General features: G+C 64.2%; 19 protein-coding genes and 1 pseudogene. 6 read left to right on the top strand and 14 right to left on the bottom strand.

What is annotated here, in order from left to right; translation table 11 throughout:
• The 8 genes from MKW15_RS08670 to MKW15_RS08705 all read right to left on the bottom strand — a co-directional run.
• A partial coding sequence (locus tag MKW15_RS08670) for a PIN domain-containing protein (protein ID WP_462476164.1) occupies window positions 1-208 on the bottom strand: 208 nt, incomplete at its 3' end.
• Window positions 205-432, bottom strand: a complete 228-nt coding sequence (locus MKW15_RS08675) for a FitA-like ribbon-helix-helix domain-containing protein (RefSeq protein WP_240857204.1) — start codon at window positions 430-432, stop codon at window positions 205-207. The genes MKW15_RS08675 and MKW15_RS08670, both read right to left, overlap by 4 nt.
• A gap of 281 nt (window positions 433-713) precedes the next feature.
• Window positions 714-1100, bottom strand: coding sequence for a hypothetical protein (locus MKW15_RS08680; RefSeq protein WP_240857205.1), 387 nt, complete (start codon window positions 1098-1100; stop codon window positions 714-716).
• Entirely contained in the window at window positions 1100-1741 is a 642-nt protein-coding gene (locus MKW15_RS08685) for a nucleotidyltransferase domain-containing protein (protein WP_240857206.1), read from the bottom strand. Before MKW15_RS08685 ends, MKW15_RS08680 begins: the two co-directional genes overlap by 1 nt.
• A 115-nt stretch (window positions 1742-1856) precedes the next feature.
• On the bottom strand, window positions 1857-2525 hold the full coding sequence (locus MKW15_RS08690) for an LGFP repeat-containing protein (protein ID WP_240857207.1): 669 nt from the start codon (window positions 2523-2525) through the stop codon (window positions 1857-1859).
• A gap of 168 nt (window positions 2526-2693) precedes the next feature.
• Window positions 2694-3161, bottom strand: coding sequence for a YfbM family protein (locus MKW15_RS08695; RefSeq protein WP_240857208.1), 468 nt, complete (start codon window positions 3159-3161; stop codon window positions 2694-2696).
• 79 nt (window positions 3162-3240) lie between these two features.
• On the bottom strand, window positions 3241-3639 hold the full coding sequence (locus tag MKW15_RS08700) for a DUF2255 family protein (protein ID WP_240857209.1): 399 nt from the start codon (window positions 3637-3639) through the stop codon (window positions 3241-3243).
• Between the two features lie 161 nt (window positions 3640-3800).
• Complete coding sequence (locus tag MKW15_RS08705; RefSeq protein WP_240857210.1) at window positions 3801-4352, bottom strand: TetR/AcrR family transcriptional regulator; 552 nt, start codon at window positions 4350-4352, stop codon at window positions 3801-3803.
• Between the two features lie 100 nt (window positions 4353-4452).
• Between MKW15_RS08705 and MKW15_RS08710 the strand changes: the two genes are divergently transcribed.
• Window positions 4453-4836: a hypothetical protein gene (locus tag MKW15_RS08710; protein ID WP_240857211.1), complete on the top strand. Its 384-nt coding sequence runs from the start codon at window positions 4453-4455 to the stop codon at window positions 4834-4836.
• Between the two features lie 11 nt (window positions 4837-4847).
• Here MKW15_RS08710 and MKW15_RS08715 read toward each other — a convergent pair whose 3' ends face one another.
• Window positions 4848-5648, bottom strand: coding sequence for a ferritin-like domain-containing protein (locus MKW15_RS08715; RefSeq protein ID WP_240857212.1), 801 nt, complete (start codon window positions 5646-5648; stop codon window positions 4848-4850).
• Between the two features lie 104 nt (window positions 5649-5752).
• Here MKW15_RS08715 and MKW15_RS08720 point away from each other — a divergent pair.
• Together MKW15_RS08720 and MKW15_RS08725 are read left to right on the top strand one after the other, a co-directional pair.
• A pseudogene (locus MKW15_RS08720) lies at window positions 5753-6321 on the top strand (oxygenase MpaB family protein); the annotation flags it as partial.
• 419 nt (window positions 6322-6740) lie between these two features.
• The gene (locus MKW15_RS08725; RefSeq protein ID WP_240857214.1) at window positions 6741-7172 is read left to right on the top strand and encodes a DUF1622 domain-containing protein; all 432 of its coding nucleotides are present in this window, start codon (window positions 6741-6743) and stop codon (window positions 7170-7172) included.
• 15 nt (window positions 7173-7187) lie between these two features.
• Here MKW15_RS08725 and MKW15_RS08730 read toward each other — a convergent pair whose 3' ends face one another.
• Window positions 7188-7601 carry a MaoC family dehydratase gene (locus MKW15_RS08730; RefSeq protein ID WP_240857215.1) on the bottom strand — a complete coding sequence of 138 codons (414 nt, stop codon included), beginning with the start codon at window positions 7599-7601 and terminating at the stop codon, window positions 7188-7190.
• Entirely contained in the window at window positions 7598-7996 is a 399-nt protein-coding gene (locus tag MKW15_RS08735) for a hypothetical protein (RefSeq protein WP_240857216.1), read from the bottom strand. The genes MKW15_RS08730 and MKW15_RS08735 overlap by 4 nt, the downstream gene beginning before the upstream one ends.
• Window positions 7997-8139: 143 nt before the next feature.
• Between MKW15_RS08735 and MKW15_RS08740 the strand changes: the two genes are divergently transcribed.
• From MKW15_RS08740 to MKW15_RS08750, 3 genes are all read left to right on the top strand, one after another.
• Complete coding sequence (locus MKW15_RS08740; protein WP_240857217.1) at window positions 8140-9312, top strand: lactonase family protein; 1173 nt, start codon at window positions 8140-8142, stop codon at window positions 9310-9312.
• Between the two features lie 52 nt (window positions 9313-9364).
• Window positions 9365-10312, top strand: a complete 948-nt coding sequence (locus MKW15_RS08745) for an LLM class flavin-dependent oxidoreductase (protein ID WP_240857218.1) — start codon at window positions 9365-9367, stop codon at window positions 10310-10312.
• A gap of 92 nt (window positions 10313-10404) precedes the next feature.
• Window positions 10405-11436, top strand: a complete 1032-nt coding sequence (locus tag MKW15_RS08750) for a YihY/virulence factor BrkB family protein (RefSeq protein WP_240857219.1) — start codon at window positions 10405-10407, stop codon at window positions 11434-11436.
• Between the two features lie 85 nt (window positions 11437-11521).
• On the opposite strand, the gene MKW15_RS08755 is transcribed toward MKW15_RS08750, so the two are convergent.
• Genes MKW15_RS08755 through MKW15_RS08765 form a run of 3 tightly spaced genes read right to left on the bottom strand, consistent with a single transcriptional unit; the run spans window position 11522 to window position 16107 of the window.
• A complete protein-coding gene (locus MKW15_RS08755; protein WP_240857220.1) occupies window positions 11522-13714 on the bottom strand; it encodes a 3-hydroxyacyl-CoA dehydrogenase NAD-binding domain-containing protein in 2193 nt (730 codons plus the stop codon).
• Between the two features lie 9 nt (window positions 13715-13723).
• On the bottom strand, window positions 13724-14935 hold the full coding sequence (locus MKW15_RS08760) for an acetyl-CoA C-acetyltransferase (protein ID WP_240857221.1): 1212 nt from the start codon (window positions 14933-14935) through the stop codon (window positions 13724-13726).
• 29 nt (window positions 14936-14964) lie between these two features.
• Window positions 14965-16107 carry an acyl-CoA dehydrogenase family protein gene (locus MKW15_RS08765; protein WP_240857222.1) on the bottom strand — a complete coding sequence of 381 codons (1143 nt, stop codon included), beginning with the start codon at window positions 16105-16107 and terminating at the stop codon, window positions 14965-14967.
• Window positions 16108-16110 lie beyond the last annotated feature (3 nt).

Genomic DNA, 16110 nt, shown 5'->3' on the forward strand with positions numbered 1-16110 from the left:
GATCGCCATGCGCCTGCACCGCCTGATCGGCACTGACAACTCCGGCCATTTCTTGTCTACGAATGATATTGCTTACTTCAAACATCACCAGTTGCGGTGCGAGCAGGTGCGTGCCCGACAATTGTTCAACCGCCCAGTTGCCGTCCGGTCCGTCGTCGAGCAACAGGGTGACGAGGGCCGAAGACTCACATACGGCGGCCACCGTCACCGTCGGTCGGCATCTCGCGCATCGAGGATCGCTGCGGCATCGACCCGAACTCCAGTTGTGCCGACTCGCGCCCGCGCCCGCGCAATCACATCATCGACCTGCGGACGTGCCGCAGACTCCATCAGCATGCCGCGCAAGTACTCCTGCAATGACTTGCCCGCCCGTGCGGCCCGCCCAGCGAGCTCATCGCGCACCGCGTCCGGAACGTCACGGACTGTAATCACCACACTCGTGCAGTCAATGTAACTGCGTTGTCATCATTATGCAGCTGTGCCGTGGTTGGGACTGATCCCTCTTCGCCCGCACCGGCGATCCGCTCTGTCCGATCTCGGCTCCGATCGCGACGCGCAGAGCATATGCAGGATTACCGGCACTCTCTGAGTAGTTCACTCCTATTGCACTGCGCCGCAGCCGGATTCCCCGACCAGCCGGCTCGCGCGTCGAGTGGCATACGCGAGTGCTGCCGACATCCGTAGCGGACGTCCTCGCCGAGGTGGCGTGTGCCCTATCCGCGAGCGGCCACTGCCAGTTTCGCCGACGCAACCAAGTGCTGCGCTGCGCGGATCATCCGCTTTAGCTCTGCGGAGGTTAGGTCCTGATGCGTGTACGCAGCCTTGTTCTTCAGGTTTAACAGCGTGTTCAGGTGTCGCTCAGATCCACTGTCCGCACGCTTCAGGAGGGCTGCAGCCTCGGCGTGGTTGCCGGTGTTGGAATGCACACCGAGGCGAACACAACAGACAACGTCTGAGGCTGCGATGCCAGCGTCGACGTACAAGTCCCCAGCGGCGTTGGGCATCTCCTCCCCGAGATGGTCAGCGGCATCAAAGAACTCGTTCGCCTTCGACATCCGCCCTGCGATGACCACGGAGTCACAGTCGCGCTGCGACGCCATCAGGACCTCCCCGACGCCGGGCGCAGCTGCGCGTTGAACCAGGACCGAGTACCCGCAACGGTGAGGCCCTGCTTCGCCACGTCACGAAGCAGAGGTTCACCCGCGGCAGCCGCAGCGCGAAATTCGTCCGCAGCGTACTCGACTATGCGGCCGTCGTTGCCAGTCCACGCCGTGATAAGTCGGGCAACCTCTGTCACCCGATGCCCCCACACGTCGTCGCCTTCGTAGCCCCAGTCGCAGGCGCGCACCAAGATCAGGTCAATGTCGCTATCGAGGCGCATGTGCCCGGTCGCCGCCGACCCGAAAACCGCGGCGTACCGCAGCGTCGTACCCCACTCTCGGAGGTGTTCTTCGAGACGGTTCAGAAACGCCGAGTTCAGACGTGCCAACGCCATGATCGGCTCAGCAGCGAGGTGTTCGGTGTTGAGTCGATAGGTATTCGTCCTACCCACCTGATCGTGCAGCACAACGCCCTGAATGGTGAGTCGGTTGAGGACCTTGCGGATGCCTTCAGCCGATGCCGTGGTGAGAATGCGATGGACCTGGCTGATTGTGAACGTAGCGTCTGCGGACGCCAAAACCGCGAGTACGTCTCCGTCCAGGGTCGGCGTGACCGTGGCCAACGGTTTGTTCAGTTGCACGCCCGACACCTCCCACCATTCCAACTAAAGTTAGAGTAACACAACTATAGTTGAAGTGCAGGAACCGTAACAACGGCGTTTCGATGAGCTAGTCCGGGACTTCTCGGCGCTCCACCTATTTCAGACCCGATGGCACGCTCTTGCCGTTGACGGTCACGGTGACTTCGCCGGTCTCGGTGTTCTCGGTGACCTTGCCGTGCTCGAAGGTCACCTGTTGCACGTCCCCTTCAGTGGTCACGTCGCTGGTCGGAACTCCCAGAGGTCCGGCCGAGCCGTTCTTGCCTGTGACTGACGGGGTGCCGTCCGGGGCGCGCTCGGTGTTCCACGCGTCGCGGATCTTGCCCGATGTGACGATGTACGCCGGGGTACCTGGGGCGTTGTTCTTCGCGATGATCACGCCACCCTGGAATTGCTGGAAGACGACACCGCTTTCGCGGGTTCCCGCGTTGTGGTCACCAGTCAGCGGCTTGCCGAGGGCCTCCTTCTGAGCGTCGGTCGCCGACGAGTACTTGGCCGCGAGGGGGCCAGTCAGCGTCACTTCGACGTCCCGCTCCCCTGTGAGGGTCACCGCTGCGGGTGCAGCCGACTCGGTGGTGGTCGGAGTTGTCGTCTCGGTGGTCGTCTCTTCACTGCTCGCCACGTGTGACTCCGACATCGACGATGCGGCCGGCGAGGAACTCGGTGCGGCGGCGTCAGTGTCGTCTCCTCCGCAACCTGCGGCGATCAAGGCGATCACAGATAGTCCGGCGACGACCATGGCGGGACGGTGAGCGAGTTGCCTCATGTATTCCTCTCGGATCTTCGACACACAACCGGTCCGGCGCGAACCGGACATCAGTTTCGACTGTATCGGCCGAGACGGCTCGGAGTTGGGCGGTCGCCCGCCGGCTGCGTCATCCGATCCACCTTCGCGCTCCGCACGAAATGAAGGCGCACCACCAAGCGCCATTCATCATCGGATTGTGTAAACCAGCCCCAACCCATCGGCGGCGAGGCCGACCATGAACTCTTGTGCTCGACGGAGGTATTCGTTGGTGTAGTCGGCGCTCGAGTACGAGACGATCTCCTTGATCGTGGCGTCGTCGGTCGGTTCCACCAGCACGACGTCTTCGGAGATTTCCTTGACGATGTCCGGACTGAGAACGTGAACGAACCCGAGGTGCGCGCCGTAGGGGCCGATCGGGGTGACGTTCCCTTTGACCAACTCCAACGAGATACGCGGACGCAGAAACCCGTCGTCGACCGTGAAGATGTGTTGGAGTTCGCGCCAGGCCTTGTCGAGGTAAAGCATCCGAGGGCGATCCCCCTCCGGTCCCCACGCGTCACTCAGCGGATCGTCGGAGATGTACGGATAAGGATCGCGACGCGCGGACGCGACATCCTCGGGTTGAAGTGGATAGGCATAGTAGCGAATTCCCATGAGCCAGAGCATGTCACGGTATTTCGCCGGGGCGCCCGCGACAGATGCGCCTGTGGATAACACGGCTGCATCCCACAAATCACTCGGGAATAAGCGGCACCTGCTGACGCTCGGCGGGGTTGAGGCGAAGCGTCGTCGACGCAGCGTCACCGTAGCGGCCATACTTGGTCCGGTAGCTCTCGTCCACGTCGGCACGCAGCCCCGGGTCAGCTTCTGCGGCAACGATATCGGTGACCGTCACGTCGGTGGACAAGCCGGGCACACTCACGCGCGCATGTCCCGTGCGGACAGCGTCCCCAAACCACCCGGTGTTGCGTCGGTACCAGGTGCGGACATAGACGGAGGTCCGCACGCACACCACCCACACGGGCACTGCTCGACGCCACGTACCGTCGGGCTTGCGAACCGAAATCAGCAGTTCGCGCGTCGCGCCGAGCAAGTCGAGTTCGTTTTCGGTCCAACCCTCGGAATACGTCACCCTGACTCCTCGATCCGCGGCTTCCGACTGTCAAGCCTACGTCGCAGCACGTCGACGTCTGGGTTCACCACGTGCGGAAGCCTGATCCAGATCGCGACCGTGCCGGCCCGAACCCAGGCATCGGAACAACGGGCTCGAAACGACCTCCCACGGAACGGGACTCAGTGTGAGCTGTCGTTGATCAGTCCGGAGTGGAGTCGCACGAGTCGCTCCGCCCAGTCGTCGCCTACCGCGCCGATCCGCGCGTACTCGGCGATGAGCGACCCGACGATCGAATCGATGAGTGTTTCGATGTCAACGCCGCCGACGAGTGTTCCCTCCTCGATCCCCCTGGTGACCGCGGCCGCGACGGCAGCACGATGCGCAACGAGTACGCCCCGGAAGATTTCGGTGAACGGTGGGTCGGCGTCGGTCATCAAGGCTGCCATCCCACCGAAACCGATACCGTCGACGACGATGGCACTGGAGCTGGCAATGACCCACCGCAACCGCTGAGCACCAGACATGGGCTCCGGCGCCGGCCCAGGTAGGCCAATCGCCCGCAACACCTCGGTCAGCATCTCGGCTCGGTCGTTGTACCGCCGATAGATCGTCGTACGCGCCATTCCCGTGTGCTCGGCGACGCGTTCGATCGTCACCGCGGTGGGTCCCTTCGTACGAAGAAGGTCGAGTGCGGCCGCGCGGATCCGCTCGTCGGCGTCGGATCGTGGCACCAGATTTCCTCCCGCGGGAATGGATCAGTCGTCGCTTACGCTACATTAACTGTAGCGCTACACTACATGTAGCGTTTCGTTCTGATTGTGGAGGTAAGTGATGAGCAAGGTTTCGTTCTCGTTCCTCGGATATGTGCTGTTGCTGTGCGCGTTCGTTGGTCTCGGTGTGTCGGTGTACGCCGCCGCGTCGCAGTTCGCGATCGGGCAGGTGCTGGTGCTTGCCGGCGTCACCGCAGCGCTCTACGTGGTGTCGGTGACCAGTTTCCGGCTGCAGATCCGGATGACGCATCGTCGTGACGCAATCTACGACGCGCAGCCTGCGGTTCCGACCGAGCAACTCGCCCGCGTCGACCGGTATCTGCACACCTACCGGAGCAATGCAGCCCGGGCGTCGGCCGTGAGTCTCGTTCCTGAGGCCCGGTCGACAACCCCGACGCCGGTCGACGCCAGGGACGTACGTCGCGATCCTCGATGGGCGGCCTGAACGATCGCCGATCAACCCTCGGATACCGGCCGCTCGTGGAAAACGGTTGCGATCGCGTCGTCGAACAGCTGCATGGTGTCGCTGACAAACTGTCGCCTGCGCACCCCACAGGCACGCAATGCCGGCCCATGATCGACGGCCACGACGATTGCCACGACGAGTGCGAGTCCACGCCATGCGTGCCGGGCGAGCCGCTTCGCGTATCGGGGCTTGCGGCGGAATTCGACTGCGAGACGGCGGCATTGGAATGGGACGTGGTGACGCTCGTCGTCGAGGATCCGTTCCGACACTCGAGTCAACAGTTCGTCTCCACCGCCGTCGGCGAGGGCGCGGTAGTAGCGCAATGCCACGACCTCGGCAACGGTCAAGACCATCAACTCGAGTCGGAGGCCAAGTAGACGACGCAGACGAACGAAGACGGCGTCGGTCCAGTCGGCGTTGATCGTCGGCGCACCGGCCGCCCGCAGGATCTCGGCGAGCATGCGCGCGTGGTTCTGCTCTTCGGCCACGAACAAACGGATCGCGGTCTCGTAGTCGCGATCCCCGGTGTCCGCTGCCTTCGCGATCAGGTGGGGGCCGTCGCCACTCTCCCCGACTTGAAACTTCTGAACGCTGCGGATCACCGCGGGATCGAGTCGACACACGAGCGTCGGATCCGATGCTGCCGGATCCGATGCTGCCGGATCCGATGCTGTCGGATCGGATGCTGTCGGATCGGATGCTGTCGGATCGGATGCTGTCGGATCGGATTCCAGGGCCTGACGTTCGGCTCGAGCGACGAACTCCGAGGACCACAACAGCGTTTCGGTCATCCGCCCATCGTGTCATCGCCCGCGGGACGGATGGCTCAGCGTCATTCGTTCGCATGTCTACCGGGATCATTGCGACGAGTGAGACGAATAGTTAGGATCGTCTCGGCCCGGTCGATCTGCTCGCCGAGACGGGGCGGGTTGTCCGGCAACACCACCAAGCGCCGACTCGGCGAGACGCAGACGTGGGCAATCGCTGTGGGTCGTCCCGGCGGCATGCTTCGGGACTCCGACGGATGGAAACTCACCGTTCACGTTCGTCTCATGCATGCACTCGTCAACGACGCATTCGAACGAAATGGACTCTCCCAGACCGACGTGACCGACGCCGGCGCCGAACTCGCGAATGCGCTCGTCGACGTCCAATCCGAACTCCACTACCGCCATCGGCAGGACGCGTCGGCGTGGTACGCGCGCGAACGTCTGCTCAGCATGCTCGAGGGCTTTCTCGGCCCCCGTGGGATGGCAGATCTTCGCTTACCGCAACGCCTTCCGTGGGCTTTCGGAGTCGCGATGGTCCGGAACACGATCAGCTATCGCGTGATCGGTCCCTCGCCGTTCGGTGACCGATATCTGGAATGGCGTGGCCCGCAAGGCACGCGAAAGAGCCGTCTTCAGCCATTTCGGTTCCGACGCAGCCGAAGTCGGCTCGCTCCCGTTGGGCAGACATGGCTGAGGGCCGAGAGGGATAGTCCGCAGAGGCCGATCAGTTGCCGAGCCCGATCACCCCGGGAGACCTTCCACCGGCCCGCCGGCCGGGATCCGAGGTGCATGGTGGCCGGTCGCTGTGACGGTCCGGGTGCGGCCCTGACGCGGAGCCGCATCGGGTAGGCGTCGGGACCAAGTAGCGGTACTCGGATGCATATGCTGGGGCATGATCAACCATGCCGGCCGCCGTGGAGATAACAGCCGCCGTCGCTATGGCAACAACAAGAGCGCTGCTCGCTCGGCGCAGTGCGCCTGATCGAGATCGTCTGATCGTCATATGCCCTGTCCCTTCGCGAGATCGGACGATGGCTGACTCAAGCGTCGGAGATGTGCGACGTGGAATCGCGAGTAGCGAACTACCTGTTTCGGTTGAGTACGCTGACGCCCATGCACTTCGAGTCGGTGTTCACCGGTGTTGCCGTAGGTTTCGAGGCGATCGGCGCGTTGGCCATGATCGTCGGATTCGTGATCGCGGTGGTACTGGGTATTCGTTCGCTGCGACGCGGAGAGGGCGGTCAGGTCGCGTTCGGTGTTCTCCGGACCGCGCTCGGATCAGCCATCCTGTTGGGTCTCGAGGTACTCGTGGCCGCCGACCTGATCCGCACGATCACGTCGAAGCCGTCGATCGAGGATGCCCTCATCCTCGGGCTCATCGTGCTCATCCGGACGATCTTGTCGATGTCCATCCAGATCGAGATCGAGGGCGTACTCCCCTGGCGACGGGCATTGCTGGCCAGCGGTGCTCAGCAACTAGGTGCTGCGATCTCACGAGACGCGGCGTCGAGTGCTGCAGGACAAGACCGCGGACCGAAGACCTGATCGGCACCGTCGAACTCAGTCGCGCGGTGCGCTGGGCTCGTAGGTGATCCGGATGGGACGTAGAACCGCACGCGTCGTTGCGTCGGTACCCCGGACCGCTGCCGAGGCGAGAATCAGTCCCGGCACCTTCCGGACTCCGGCGACCACCAACTCGGCCGGTGCCGAACCAAGATGCACTGGACGTACAAACCTGGTGTCGCACTCGGTGATTCGCACACCATTCGCCGCGGCCCAGTGATCGGCGTGGTGCAGCACGATGCCCAGGATCAAGTACCCATGTGCAATCGCCGACGGCAACCCGGCGGCCTTCGCGGCCTCGTCGGACAGGTGGATGGCGTTGGCGTCGCCCGACACCTGCGCGTAGCGACGCACGCGATCACGCGTGACGTATTCGGTTGCCTCCCACAACAGATCGGAGGGCTCGGTCACGACTCGGCGTCCTCGTCGCGAAATGCCATCGTGGCAACCGACTCCGCCAGAGGTAATTCGTCGGCCACCAGAATCTCCCCGCGCACCTGAGTCTGTACCGCGCCCGCGCGGCGGGTCACCGATTCGACGCGAAGCCGGCCGGTGACGACGTCACCGGCCACGGGTGCGCGCCTGATTCGAAGCGATTCGGCGGTCAGGACGATACCGTCACCCGGTACAGCGCCCTCTTCGACCGCTTCCCGGGCGAGGATTGCCATCACTTGATGGATGACCGGTAGACCCGACGCCGACCGTCCCTGGCTGATGACGTCGGAATAGCCGGTCAAGAGCGCATCAGTGACCGCTATCGGTTCCGGTGTCCGGAAGACCATTCCCTCCGCCACTGTGTATGCCATGCCCAAAGGGTATTCCGATGGCCAACGCGAATGACTGCTCATCGTGAAATCGACCGGCGCCACAGATGTCTCGGCATTTCGCGATGGGGAACATCACTGGCGGTTACCGTCGGGGGCGAAGTGTCGGTCGGGAGGAACACAGAATGTCAAGGCTTGCGCCGCAGCGAACTCCACTGTCCACAGCACGAGTCGCGGCCGGATTGACCGTTGCCCTGGGCATCGTGCTCGCGCTCATCATGGGTCAGCAGCCGATGGCCTCGTCGGCGCCCGGATCCACACACCGCTTCCTGTTGACGGCGGCGACCGGGTCCATGGGCATCAGTGTTCTTCGGGTGTCCGACAGCGGAGGCCTGGCCCCGGTCGCGGGCACTCCCTTTCGTACCGGTTTCGGGGTCCTTTCCTTGACGGTCTCCCCCGACGGCTCAACCGTTTATGTGCCACATATCGTCGAGCCGGCGGTGAGCGGGTATCGCCTCGACAGGTTCGGCAGATTGCATGAAATCCCCGGAGCCCGATTGAATTTCAGTGGTCTGCCCACCGCAGCACAACTCGCGCCCGACGGAAAGCACCTGTATGTCGTCGTGGGTGGGCTGCCCGGCCGCGTCGAATCGTTCGCGGTCACGGCTTCTGGTGCGCTCCGGCCAACCGGAATGCCGGCGGTGCGGGTGGATGGTCTCAGTGTGGTCGGGCAGGCGGCTGTTGACCCCGACGGCCGCTTCTTGCGCGTGGTGACCTACCTCGGCACCACCTTGTCGAGCTACGCGATCGGTCCGGGCGGACGTCTCACTCCGCGCGGCGTGATGTCGATCGGCCTGGGACCGGTCGCCCCTGCATTCACGCCGGACGGACGCTACCTGTACACGAGCGACGAACTGACGCTGAGCATGTCGGGGTTCCGGGTGCGGCGGGACGGGGGTCTCACGAGACTGCCCGGGTCGCCGTTCGTCACCGGAGGCATTCCGCACGGCGCCATCGTCACGCCCGACGGCCGACGTCTGTATGTGCCAAACGCGATCGGTGTCGGCACGTCGATAGCCGGGTTCGACGTGCACGCAGATGGTCGGCTGACACCGTTGCCGCACTCGCCGTATCCGATGCCACTGGGGAGCCTGCCCGGGTCGCTGGCTCTGAATCCCGACGGCAAACACCTTTACGCCGTCGACGTGGCGACGGTCCGCAGCACGAGCAGCCAGGCGCACACCTACCTGATCGCGGCCGACGGGAGTCTGCGACCGTCGAATCGTCAACCCGTCGACACCGGTGCGCTGATCACCGACGGTCCCGTCGTCGCACTTGCCACGGTGGGCGGTCCGTGACGACGGCTGGTCGCGGGTGGGTCATCGTGTCCAGAATGCGTAGAATCCGATCATGTGGTTCGGTGCGCATCTGCCGCTGATCGACTTCGACGGAACGGGCCCGCCCCCGCTCGGCCGCTACGTCGACGCTGCTCGCGGCGCCGGATTCACCGCGATCGGCGCCAACGACCACCTCGTCTTCGCCAGGCCCTGGCTCGACGGCCTGGTCGCATTGGCGAGCATCGCCGAACGCAGCGACATGACCCTCGCGACCACGGTTGCCCTGCCGGTGATCCGTGGCCCGGCGGCAATGGCGAAGGCTGCCGCCGCGTTGCAGACGCTGTCGGGCGGTCGATTCGTGCTGGGCGTCGGTCCCGGCTCGTCGGCGGCCGACTATGCCGCGGCGGGGATCGCCTTCGATGAGCGGTGGCCCCGATTCGACGAATCGTTGCGTGCGCTCACGGCGTCGCTGCACCGCGGCGAGCCGATGGCCGGCCGATTCTATAACTTGCCAGATCTCAAACCGGTTCCAGCACAGACTGTCCCGCTCTGGGTGGGTAGCTGGGGCTCGGCAGCGGGCCTGCGCAGGGCCGCTCGGTATGGGAATGGATGGCTCGCCTCGGCATACAACACGAGCCCGGAAAAGATCACGACGGGGAGCGAACTACTGCACACCGCGCTCGATTCCGTCGGACGCCGAATCGACGCGTTCCCGATCGTCCTCGCGACGATGTGGATGTTCGTGACCCAGAGTTCATCCGTGGCACAAGACCGACTGCACATGCTGGCCCAGCTACTCGGACGCGATCCGTCCGCACTGGCCGATCTGCTGCTCATCGGATCTGCCGAGCGCTGCGCGGCAACCTTGGACCGATATGCCGATGCCGGCGTCGACGGGGTGTTTGTCTGGCCCATCGGCGATCCGATCGAGCAACTGGCGATCTTCGGGTCGTCGGTCGCCAGAAACGTCCGGCTGCATGACGGCCCTGCATTGCGGGATCACCGTGGCAAACCGACGTAGACTCGGCGATGCTGCGACCACGGCCACCCGCCCGAAACGCAGCAGGTCACATCAGTGGTCAGCCGACGGGTGGTTCGAGGAAGGTGGTGTGGGTGTCGCTGTCGGATCGCGTCGACGGCTTTCAGCGCCGCTATCCGGCGAGTGGATTCCCGCTGGGCGTCGCCTACAAGTTCTTCGATGACCAGGGCGGCTACCTCGCCGCGCTCATCACCTACTACGGCTTCATCTCCCTGTTCCCGCTGCTGCTGGTGTTCACCTCGGTGCTGGGCATCGTGCTCGACGACAATCCCGAACTTCAGAAGGAGATCGTCGACTCGGCGCTGAGTCAGATACCGGTGATCGGCGATCAGTTGAGCGAACCCGGACAGCTCTCCGGCAGTACGACGGCGGTGGCGATCGGTATCGTCGGTGCCGTTTACGGCGCCCTCGGCGTATCGGTTGCCATCCAGAATGCGATGAACATCGTGTGGGCGGTCCCCCGCAACGAGCGTCCGAATCCCATCCAGGTGAGGATCAAGGGCGCGATGCTGCTGTCCACGGTCGGACTGGCGATCATCGGCCTCACCGTGCTCAACGGCGTGATCGCGGCAATCAACCTCGGAGCAGATGGTCGGGTTCTCACGATCCTCGGTTCGCTGGTCCTCTACACCGCGGTGTTCATCGTCGGCTTCCGGTTCGGAACGAGCCGCTCGGTGAGCACCCGCGATGTGCTGCCCGGCGCACTGATTGCGTCCGTCGGATGGCAGGCCTTGCAGACATTCGGGACCCTGTTCATCCAGCGCTTCATCGCCAATTCCAGTGCCACCAGTGGTGTTTTCGCGGTCGTCCTCGGCCTTCTCGCGTTCTTGTACATCGCGTCGGTGATGGTGGTGGTGTGCCTCGAGTTCAACGTCGTGCGCGTCGACAACCTCTATCCACGGTCGCTGCTCACCCCGTTCACCGACAACGTGATCCTCACTCCCGGCGACGAGGCCGCCTACTCCGCGCAGGCACGAGCCCAGCGCAGCAAAGGATTCCAGGAAATCGACGTCACCTTCGACAACCCGGCCGGAGACGATCGAGCGGATGCGTCGAGATCCGATCAGCACCCAACCGCCCGAGAAGGGTCCTCTCCCGACGGCTGAGGTGAGTCTCTCGGCTAGCGCCTCGAGCACCACAGGGAGCGGATGGTGGCTGATGTCGTATGTGTAACTCAGGTGGGCTTGCGGGTCAGGCCAGTGGTGTCCCCTCCGCTGCACGCAGTCGCAAAGACTCGGCGACGAGGAATCGGTCGCCGTACCTTTCCTGCAATTGGTCTGCGCGAGCGACGAATCCGGCGATACCGACCCCGTTGCGCGAATCGCTGTACTGGTCGATGTATTGGAGGGCGCCACCGGTCCAGGCCGGGTAGCCGATGCCCATGATGGAGCCGATGTTGGCCTCGGCGACCGATCCGATGACGCCATCGTCGTAGCAGGCGTAGGCCTCCAGTGCCGCGGCCACCAGCATGCGATCCTTGGCGTCGTCGAAGGGGATGTCGGCGTCGGGGTTCCAGTACTCGGCGGCCAGTGTCGGCCACAGCCCGAGTCGCTTGCCCGCTGGTCCGTCGTAGTCGTAGAAGCCGCGGCCTTCGAGTCGGCCGGGACGGTCGAATTCCTCGAGCATACGGTCGACGAGCGGATAGGACGCACTCGTGATGAACGGAATACCACGTTGCTGTGCGTCGGCGATGAAGCCGGCTCGGATCTTGGCAATGGTCTTCATGTTGATCTCGTCGAACAGGGTGAGCGCGCCGGCGGGGAATCCGGCTTGCAGCGCGGCTTGTTCGGCGCTGGCCGGATGCATCCCCTCGGCGACCAGCGACAGGGCTTCGTCGACGAATTTGGCGATGACCCGGTTGGCGTAGAAGCCGTAGACGTCACGCACCACGATCGGCGTCTTGCGGATCTGCTGCACGAAATCCAGTGCTCGAGCCAATGATTCATCGGAAGTGTTCTCCCCGACCACGATCTCCACCAGCGGCATCTTGTCCACCGGCGAGAAGAAGTGCAGGCCGATGACATCCTCCGGGCGGCTGACCGCGCTCGACATCTCCTTGATCGGCAGGGCCGAGGTGTTCGATGCGAGCAGCGCGTCAGCGCTGGAGTAGGTTTCGACCTCGGCGAGGACCTTCTTCTTGAGTTCGACGTCCTCGAACACGGCCTCGACGACGAAGTCGGCGCCCTTGACGTCGGCGATGTCGGCGGTGGCCAGGATGCGGCCGAGAATCTCATCGCGAGCCGTTGCGGTCATGCGCCCCTTGGCGACTGCCTTGTCGAGAAGGCCGCGTGAGTAGTCCTTGCCACGTTCGGCGCCTTCGATCGTGATGTCACGCAAGACGACATCAATACCCGCGCGAGCGGCGACGTAGGCGATGGCCGCGCCCATCATGCCCGCGCCCAGAACGGCGACCTTCTCGGCCGTTCGTGTCGGGATGCCCGACGGCCGCGCGCTGCCCTTGTTGACCGCGTTCAGGTCAAAGAACAGCGCCTTGATCATGTTGGTGGAGATCTGGCCGCAGATCAGGTGGGCGCAGTAGCGGGTTTCGATGGCGAAGGCGGTGTCGATGTCGACTTGAGCGCCCTCGACCGCGGTGGCCAGCACCGAGATCGGGGCCGGCATCGGCGCACCCTTGAGCTGTTTGCGCACGTTCGCCGGAAACGCGGGCAACTGAGCCGCGAGCGCCGGGGATGCCGGAGTGCCACCGGGGATCGTGTAGCCCTTGCGATCCCACGGCTGGGTCGCATCCGGGTTGGCCAAAATCCACGCCTTGGCGCCGGCGATCATCTGTTCCGGTGAGTCGGCGACCGCGTCGATGACACCCACCGACAGCGCCTTGGCCGGCGTCATCCGCTGGCCCTGGCCTACGACGTTGAGCACGGCGCCCACGATGCCGAGCATCCGCACCACCCGGGTGACCCCACCGGCACCCGGGAGCACACCCAACGTCACCTCGGGCAGGCCGAGGAGACTGCCCTTCTTGTCCAGCGCGATCCGATGGTGAGTGGCCAACGCGACCTCGAACCCACCGCCCAGCGCGGTGCCGTTGATCGCCGAGACGACGGGCCGTCCCAAGGTCTCGAGGCGACGGAACGACTCCTTGAAGTGGTCGAGGCCGGCCGAGATCTCGGCGACATCGCCGGGACCGGAGTTCATCAGTTTGTTCAGGTCGCCGCCGGCGAAGAAGGTGTCTTTGCCGGAGGTGACGACGACACCGGTGATGGAGTCCTTCTCGGCTTCCAAACGCTCGACTGTTTCACGCAAAGCAGTCGCCATGGCGTCGGTCATGGTGTTCGTCGGCTGCGACGGATCATCGATGGTGAGGGTGACAATGTCGTCGGCGTCGACAGACCAGCCGATGATGTCAGAAGCAGTGGTGCGCACGGTGTCTCCTCAGACGCGTTCGATGATGGTGGCAACGCCCATGCCGCCGCCGATGCACAGGGTGATCAAAGCGCGGCGCGCGCCGCGGCGTTCGAGTTCGTCGACCATCGTTCCGGTCAGCATCGCCCCGGTCGCCCCGAGTGGATGGCCCATCGCGATGGCACCCCCGTTCACGTTGATGGTCTCGTCGTCGATACCGAAGTGCTTCTGGTAGTTGAGGACCACCGACGCGAAGGCTTCGTTCAACTCGAACAGATCGATGTCGGCGACAGTGAGTCCGGCCTTGGCCAGCACCTTCTCGGTTGCCGGTACCGGACCGGTCAACATGATGGTGGAATCGGCACCGCTGGTGGCCGCCGCCACCACGCGCGCGCGTGGCGTCAGACCCGCTGCCCTACCAGCAGTTTCGCTACCGACGAGCACGAGCGCCGAACCATCGGCGATGCCCGAGGAGTTGCCCGCGTGATGAGCGTGGTCGATGGATTCAACCCAGTGGTACTTCTGCAACGCGACGGCGTCGAACCCGCCCAGGTTGCCCATGTCGGCAAATGACGGCCGCAGACCCGCCAGCGCCTCGGCGGTGGTGTCACCGCGGACGAGCTCGTCGTGATCGAGCACCACCGATCCGTTCAGATCACGCACCGGGACAATCGACTTGGCGAAGAATCCGCCCGAGATCGCGGCGGCAGCACGCTGTTGGGACTGCACCGCATACGCGTCGACATCGTCACGGGTGAACCCGTTGACCGTGGCGATGAGGTCCGCGGCGACACCCTGCGGAATGAAGTAGGTGCCGTAGTTGGTGGCCGGATCCAACGGCCATGCACCGCCGTCGGAGCCCGGTGGGATCCGGGACATCGACTCGACGCCCCCGGCCAGCACCAGATCGTCCCAGCCGGAGGCGACCTTCTGGGCAGCGACGTTGACCGCTTCCAGACCCGATCCGCAGAAGCGGTTGAGCTGCACGCCCCCGACGGAATCGGGCAGCCCAGCCGCCAGTGCGGCGGTTTTCGCGACGTCACCACCCTGGTCACCGATCGGTGACACCACACCGAGGACGACGTCGTCGATCGTGGCGGGGTCGAGTTGCGGGTGCCGCGTACGCAACTCATCGATCAGTCCGACGATCAGATCGATCGGCTTGATGCCGTGCAGGGAACCGGTCTTCTTGCCGCGGCCGCGCGGCGTGCGAATTGCTTCGTAGATGAAGGCGTCAGTCATGGCGATGTCCTCGAGAATGATGGTGGGTATCAGAGCAGCCGGGCGATGAGGTCTTTCATCACCTCGTTGGCACCGGCGTAGATCTTGGCGATGCGGCCGTCGACGAACAGCCGCGCGATCGGGTACTCCTCCATGTATCCGTACCCGCCGTGCAACTGCAGACAACGGTCCACGACCTGCGTCTGCTGTTCGGAACACCACAGCTTGATCATCGCGGCCCGCTTGACATCGAGTTCGCCTCGGAGGTGACGATCCACGGCGTCGGTGACGAACGCTCGCATCACCTCCAGCGTGGTCGCGATCTCGGCGAGTTCGAACCGCGTGTTCTGCAATTTGAACAGCGGCTTCCCAAAGGCCTCGCGTTCGCGAACATAGGCAAGCGTCTGCTCGTAGGCGCTCTCCACCGCACCGAGCGCGGCGCAACCGACGATCAGACGCTCCTGCGGCAACTGCTGCATCAACTGGATGAAGCCCGTGCCTTCGGTGCCGCCCAACAGATTCTCGGCGGGCACGCGTAGACCGTCGAAGAACAGTTCGGTGGTGTCCTGACCCTTCTGCCCGATCTTCTTCAACTTGCGGCCACGCTCGAAACCCGGTGTGTCATCACCGACCTCGGCAACCAACAGCGACAACCCCGACGCGCCCTGGCTGGGATCGGTCTTGGCCGCAATGATGATCAGATCACACGTCGCACCGTTGGAGATGAACGTCTTGGCACCCGAGATCACATACTCGTCGCCGTCACGGATCGCGCGGGTCTTGATCGACTGCAGATCCGAGCCGGTACCAGGTTCGGTCATCGCAATCGCGCCGATCCATTCACCACTGGCCAACTTCGGAATCCACCGACGCTTCTGCGCCTCACCGGCATACGCGAGGAGATAGTGCGGCACGATGCCGGTGTGCACACCCAACTGCATCGAGATCTCACCACCGCGGGCCTGCTCATGAAACAGCACTGCCTCGTGTGCGAAAGTCGCTCCCCCACCGCCGTATTCCTCCGGCACCGACATACACAGCAGGCCCAGCTCTCCTGCCCGCCGATACAGTGCCCGATCGGGCTGGCCGGCGGCCGCGAACTCCTCGTAGCGCGGCGCGACCTCCTTGGTGAAGAACTCACGTGCCAGGCTCGTGAGATCGGCCAGTTCCGCGTCGAGATCAGTGGTCGTCATGGT

The sequence above is a fragment of the Gordonia gummivorans genome (genome assembly GCF_022513585.1).
Lineage (GTDB): Bacteria > Actinomycetota > Actinomycetes > Mycobacteriales > Mycobacteriaceae > Gordonia.

Coding starts and splice junctions, on each gene's coding strand:
- MKW15_RS08725 (WP_240857214.1), top strand. CDS start 6,741: ATGCACTTCGAGTCGGTGTTCACCGGTGTTGCCGTAGGTTTCGAGGCG.
- MKW15_RS08715 (WP_240857212.1), bottom strand. CDS start 5,648: ATGACCGAAACGCTGTTGTGGTCCTCGGAGTTCGTCGCTCGAGCCGAA.
- MKW15_RS08740 (WP_240857217.1), top strand. CDS start 8,140: ATGTCAAGGCTTGCGCCGCAGCGAACTCCACTGTCCACAGCACGAGTC.
- MKW15_RS08765 (WP_240857222.1), bottom strand. CDS start 16,107: ATGACGACCACTGATCTCGACGCGGAACTGGCCGATCTCACGAGCCTG.
- MKW15_RS08695 (WP_240857208.1), bottom strand. CDS start 3,161: ATGGGAATTCGCTACTATGCCTATCCACTTCAACCCGAGGATGTCGCG.
- MKW15_RS08745 (WP_240857218.1), top strand. CDS start 9,365: ATGTGGTTCGGTGCGCATCTGCCGCTGATCGACTTCGACGGAACGGGC.
- MKW15_RS08680 (WP_240857205.1), bottom strand. CDS start 1,100: ATGGCGTCGCAGCGCGACTGTGACTCCGTGGTCATCGCAGGGCGGATG.
- MKW15_RS08760 (WP_240857221.1), bottom strand. CDS start 14,935: ATGACTGACGCCTTCATCTACGAAGCAATTCGCACGCCGCGCGGCCGC.
- MKW15_RS08710 (WP_240857211.1), top strand. CDS start 4,453: ATGAGCAAGGTTTCGTTCTCGTTCCTCGGATATGTGCTGTTGCTGTGC.
- MKW15_RS08735 (WP_240857216.1), bottom strand. CDS start 7,996: ATGGCATACACAGTGGCGGAGGGAATGGTCTTCCGGACACCGGAACCG.
- MKW15_RS08690 (WP_240857207.1), bottom strand. CDS start 2,525: ATGAGGCAACTCGCTCACCGTCCCGCCATGGTCGTCGCCGGACTATCT.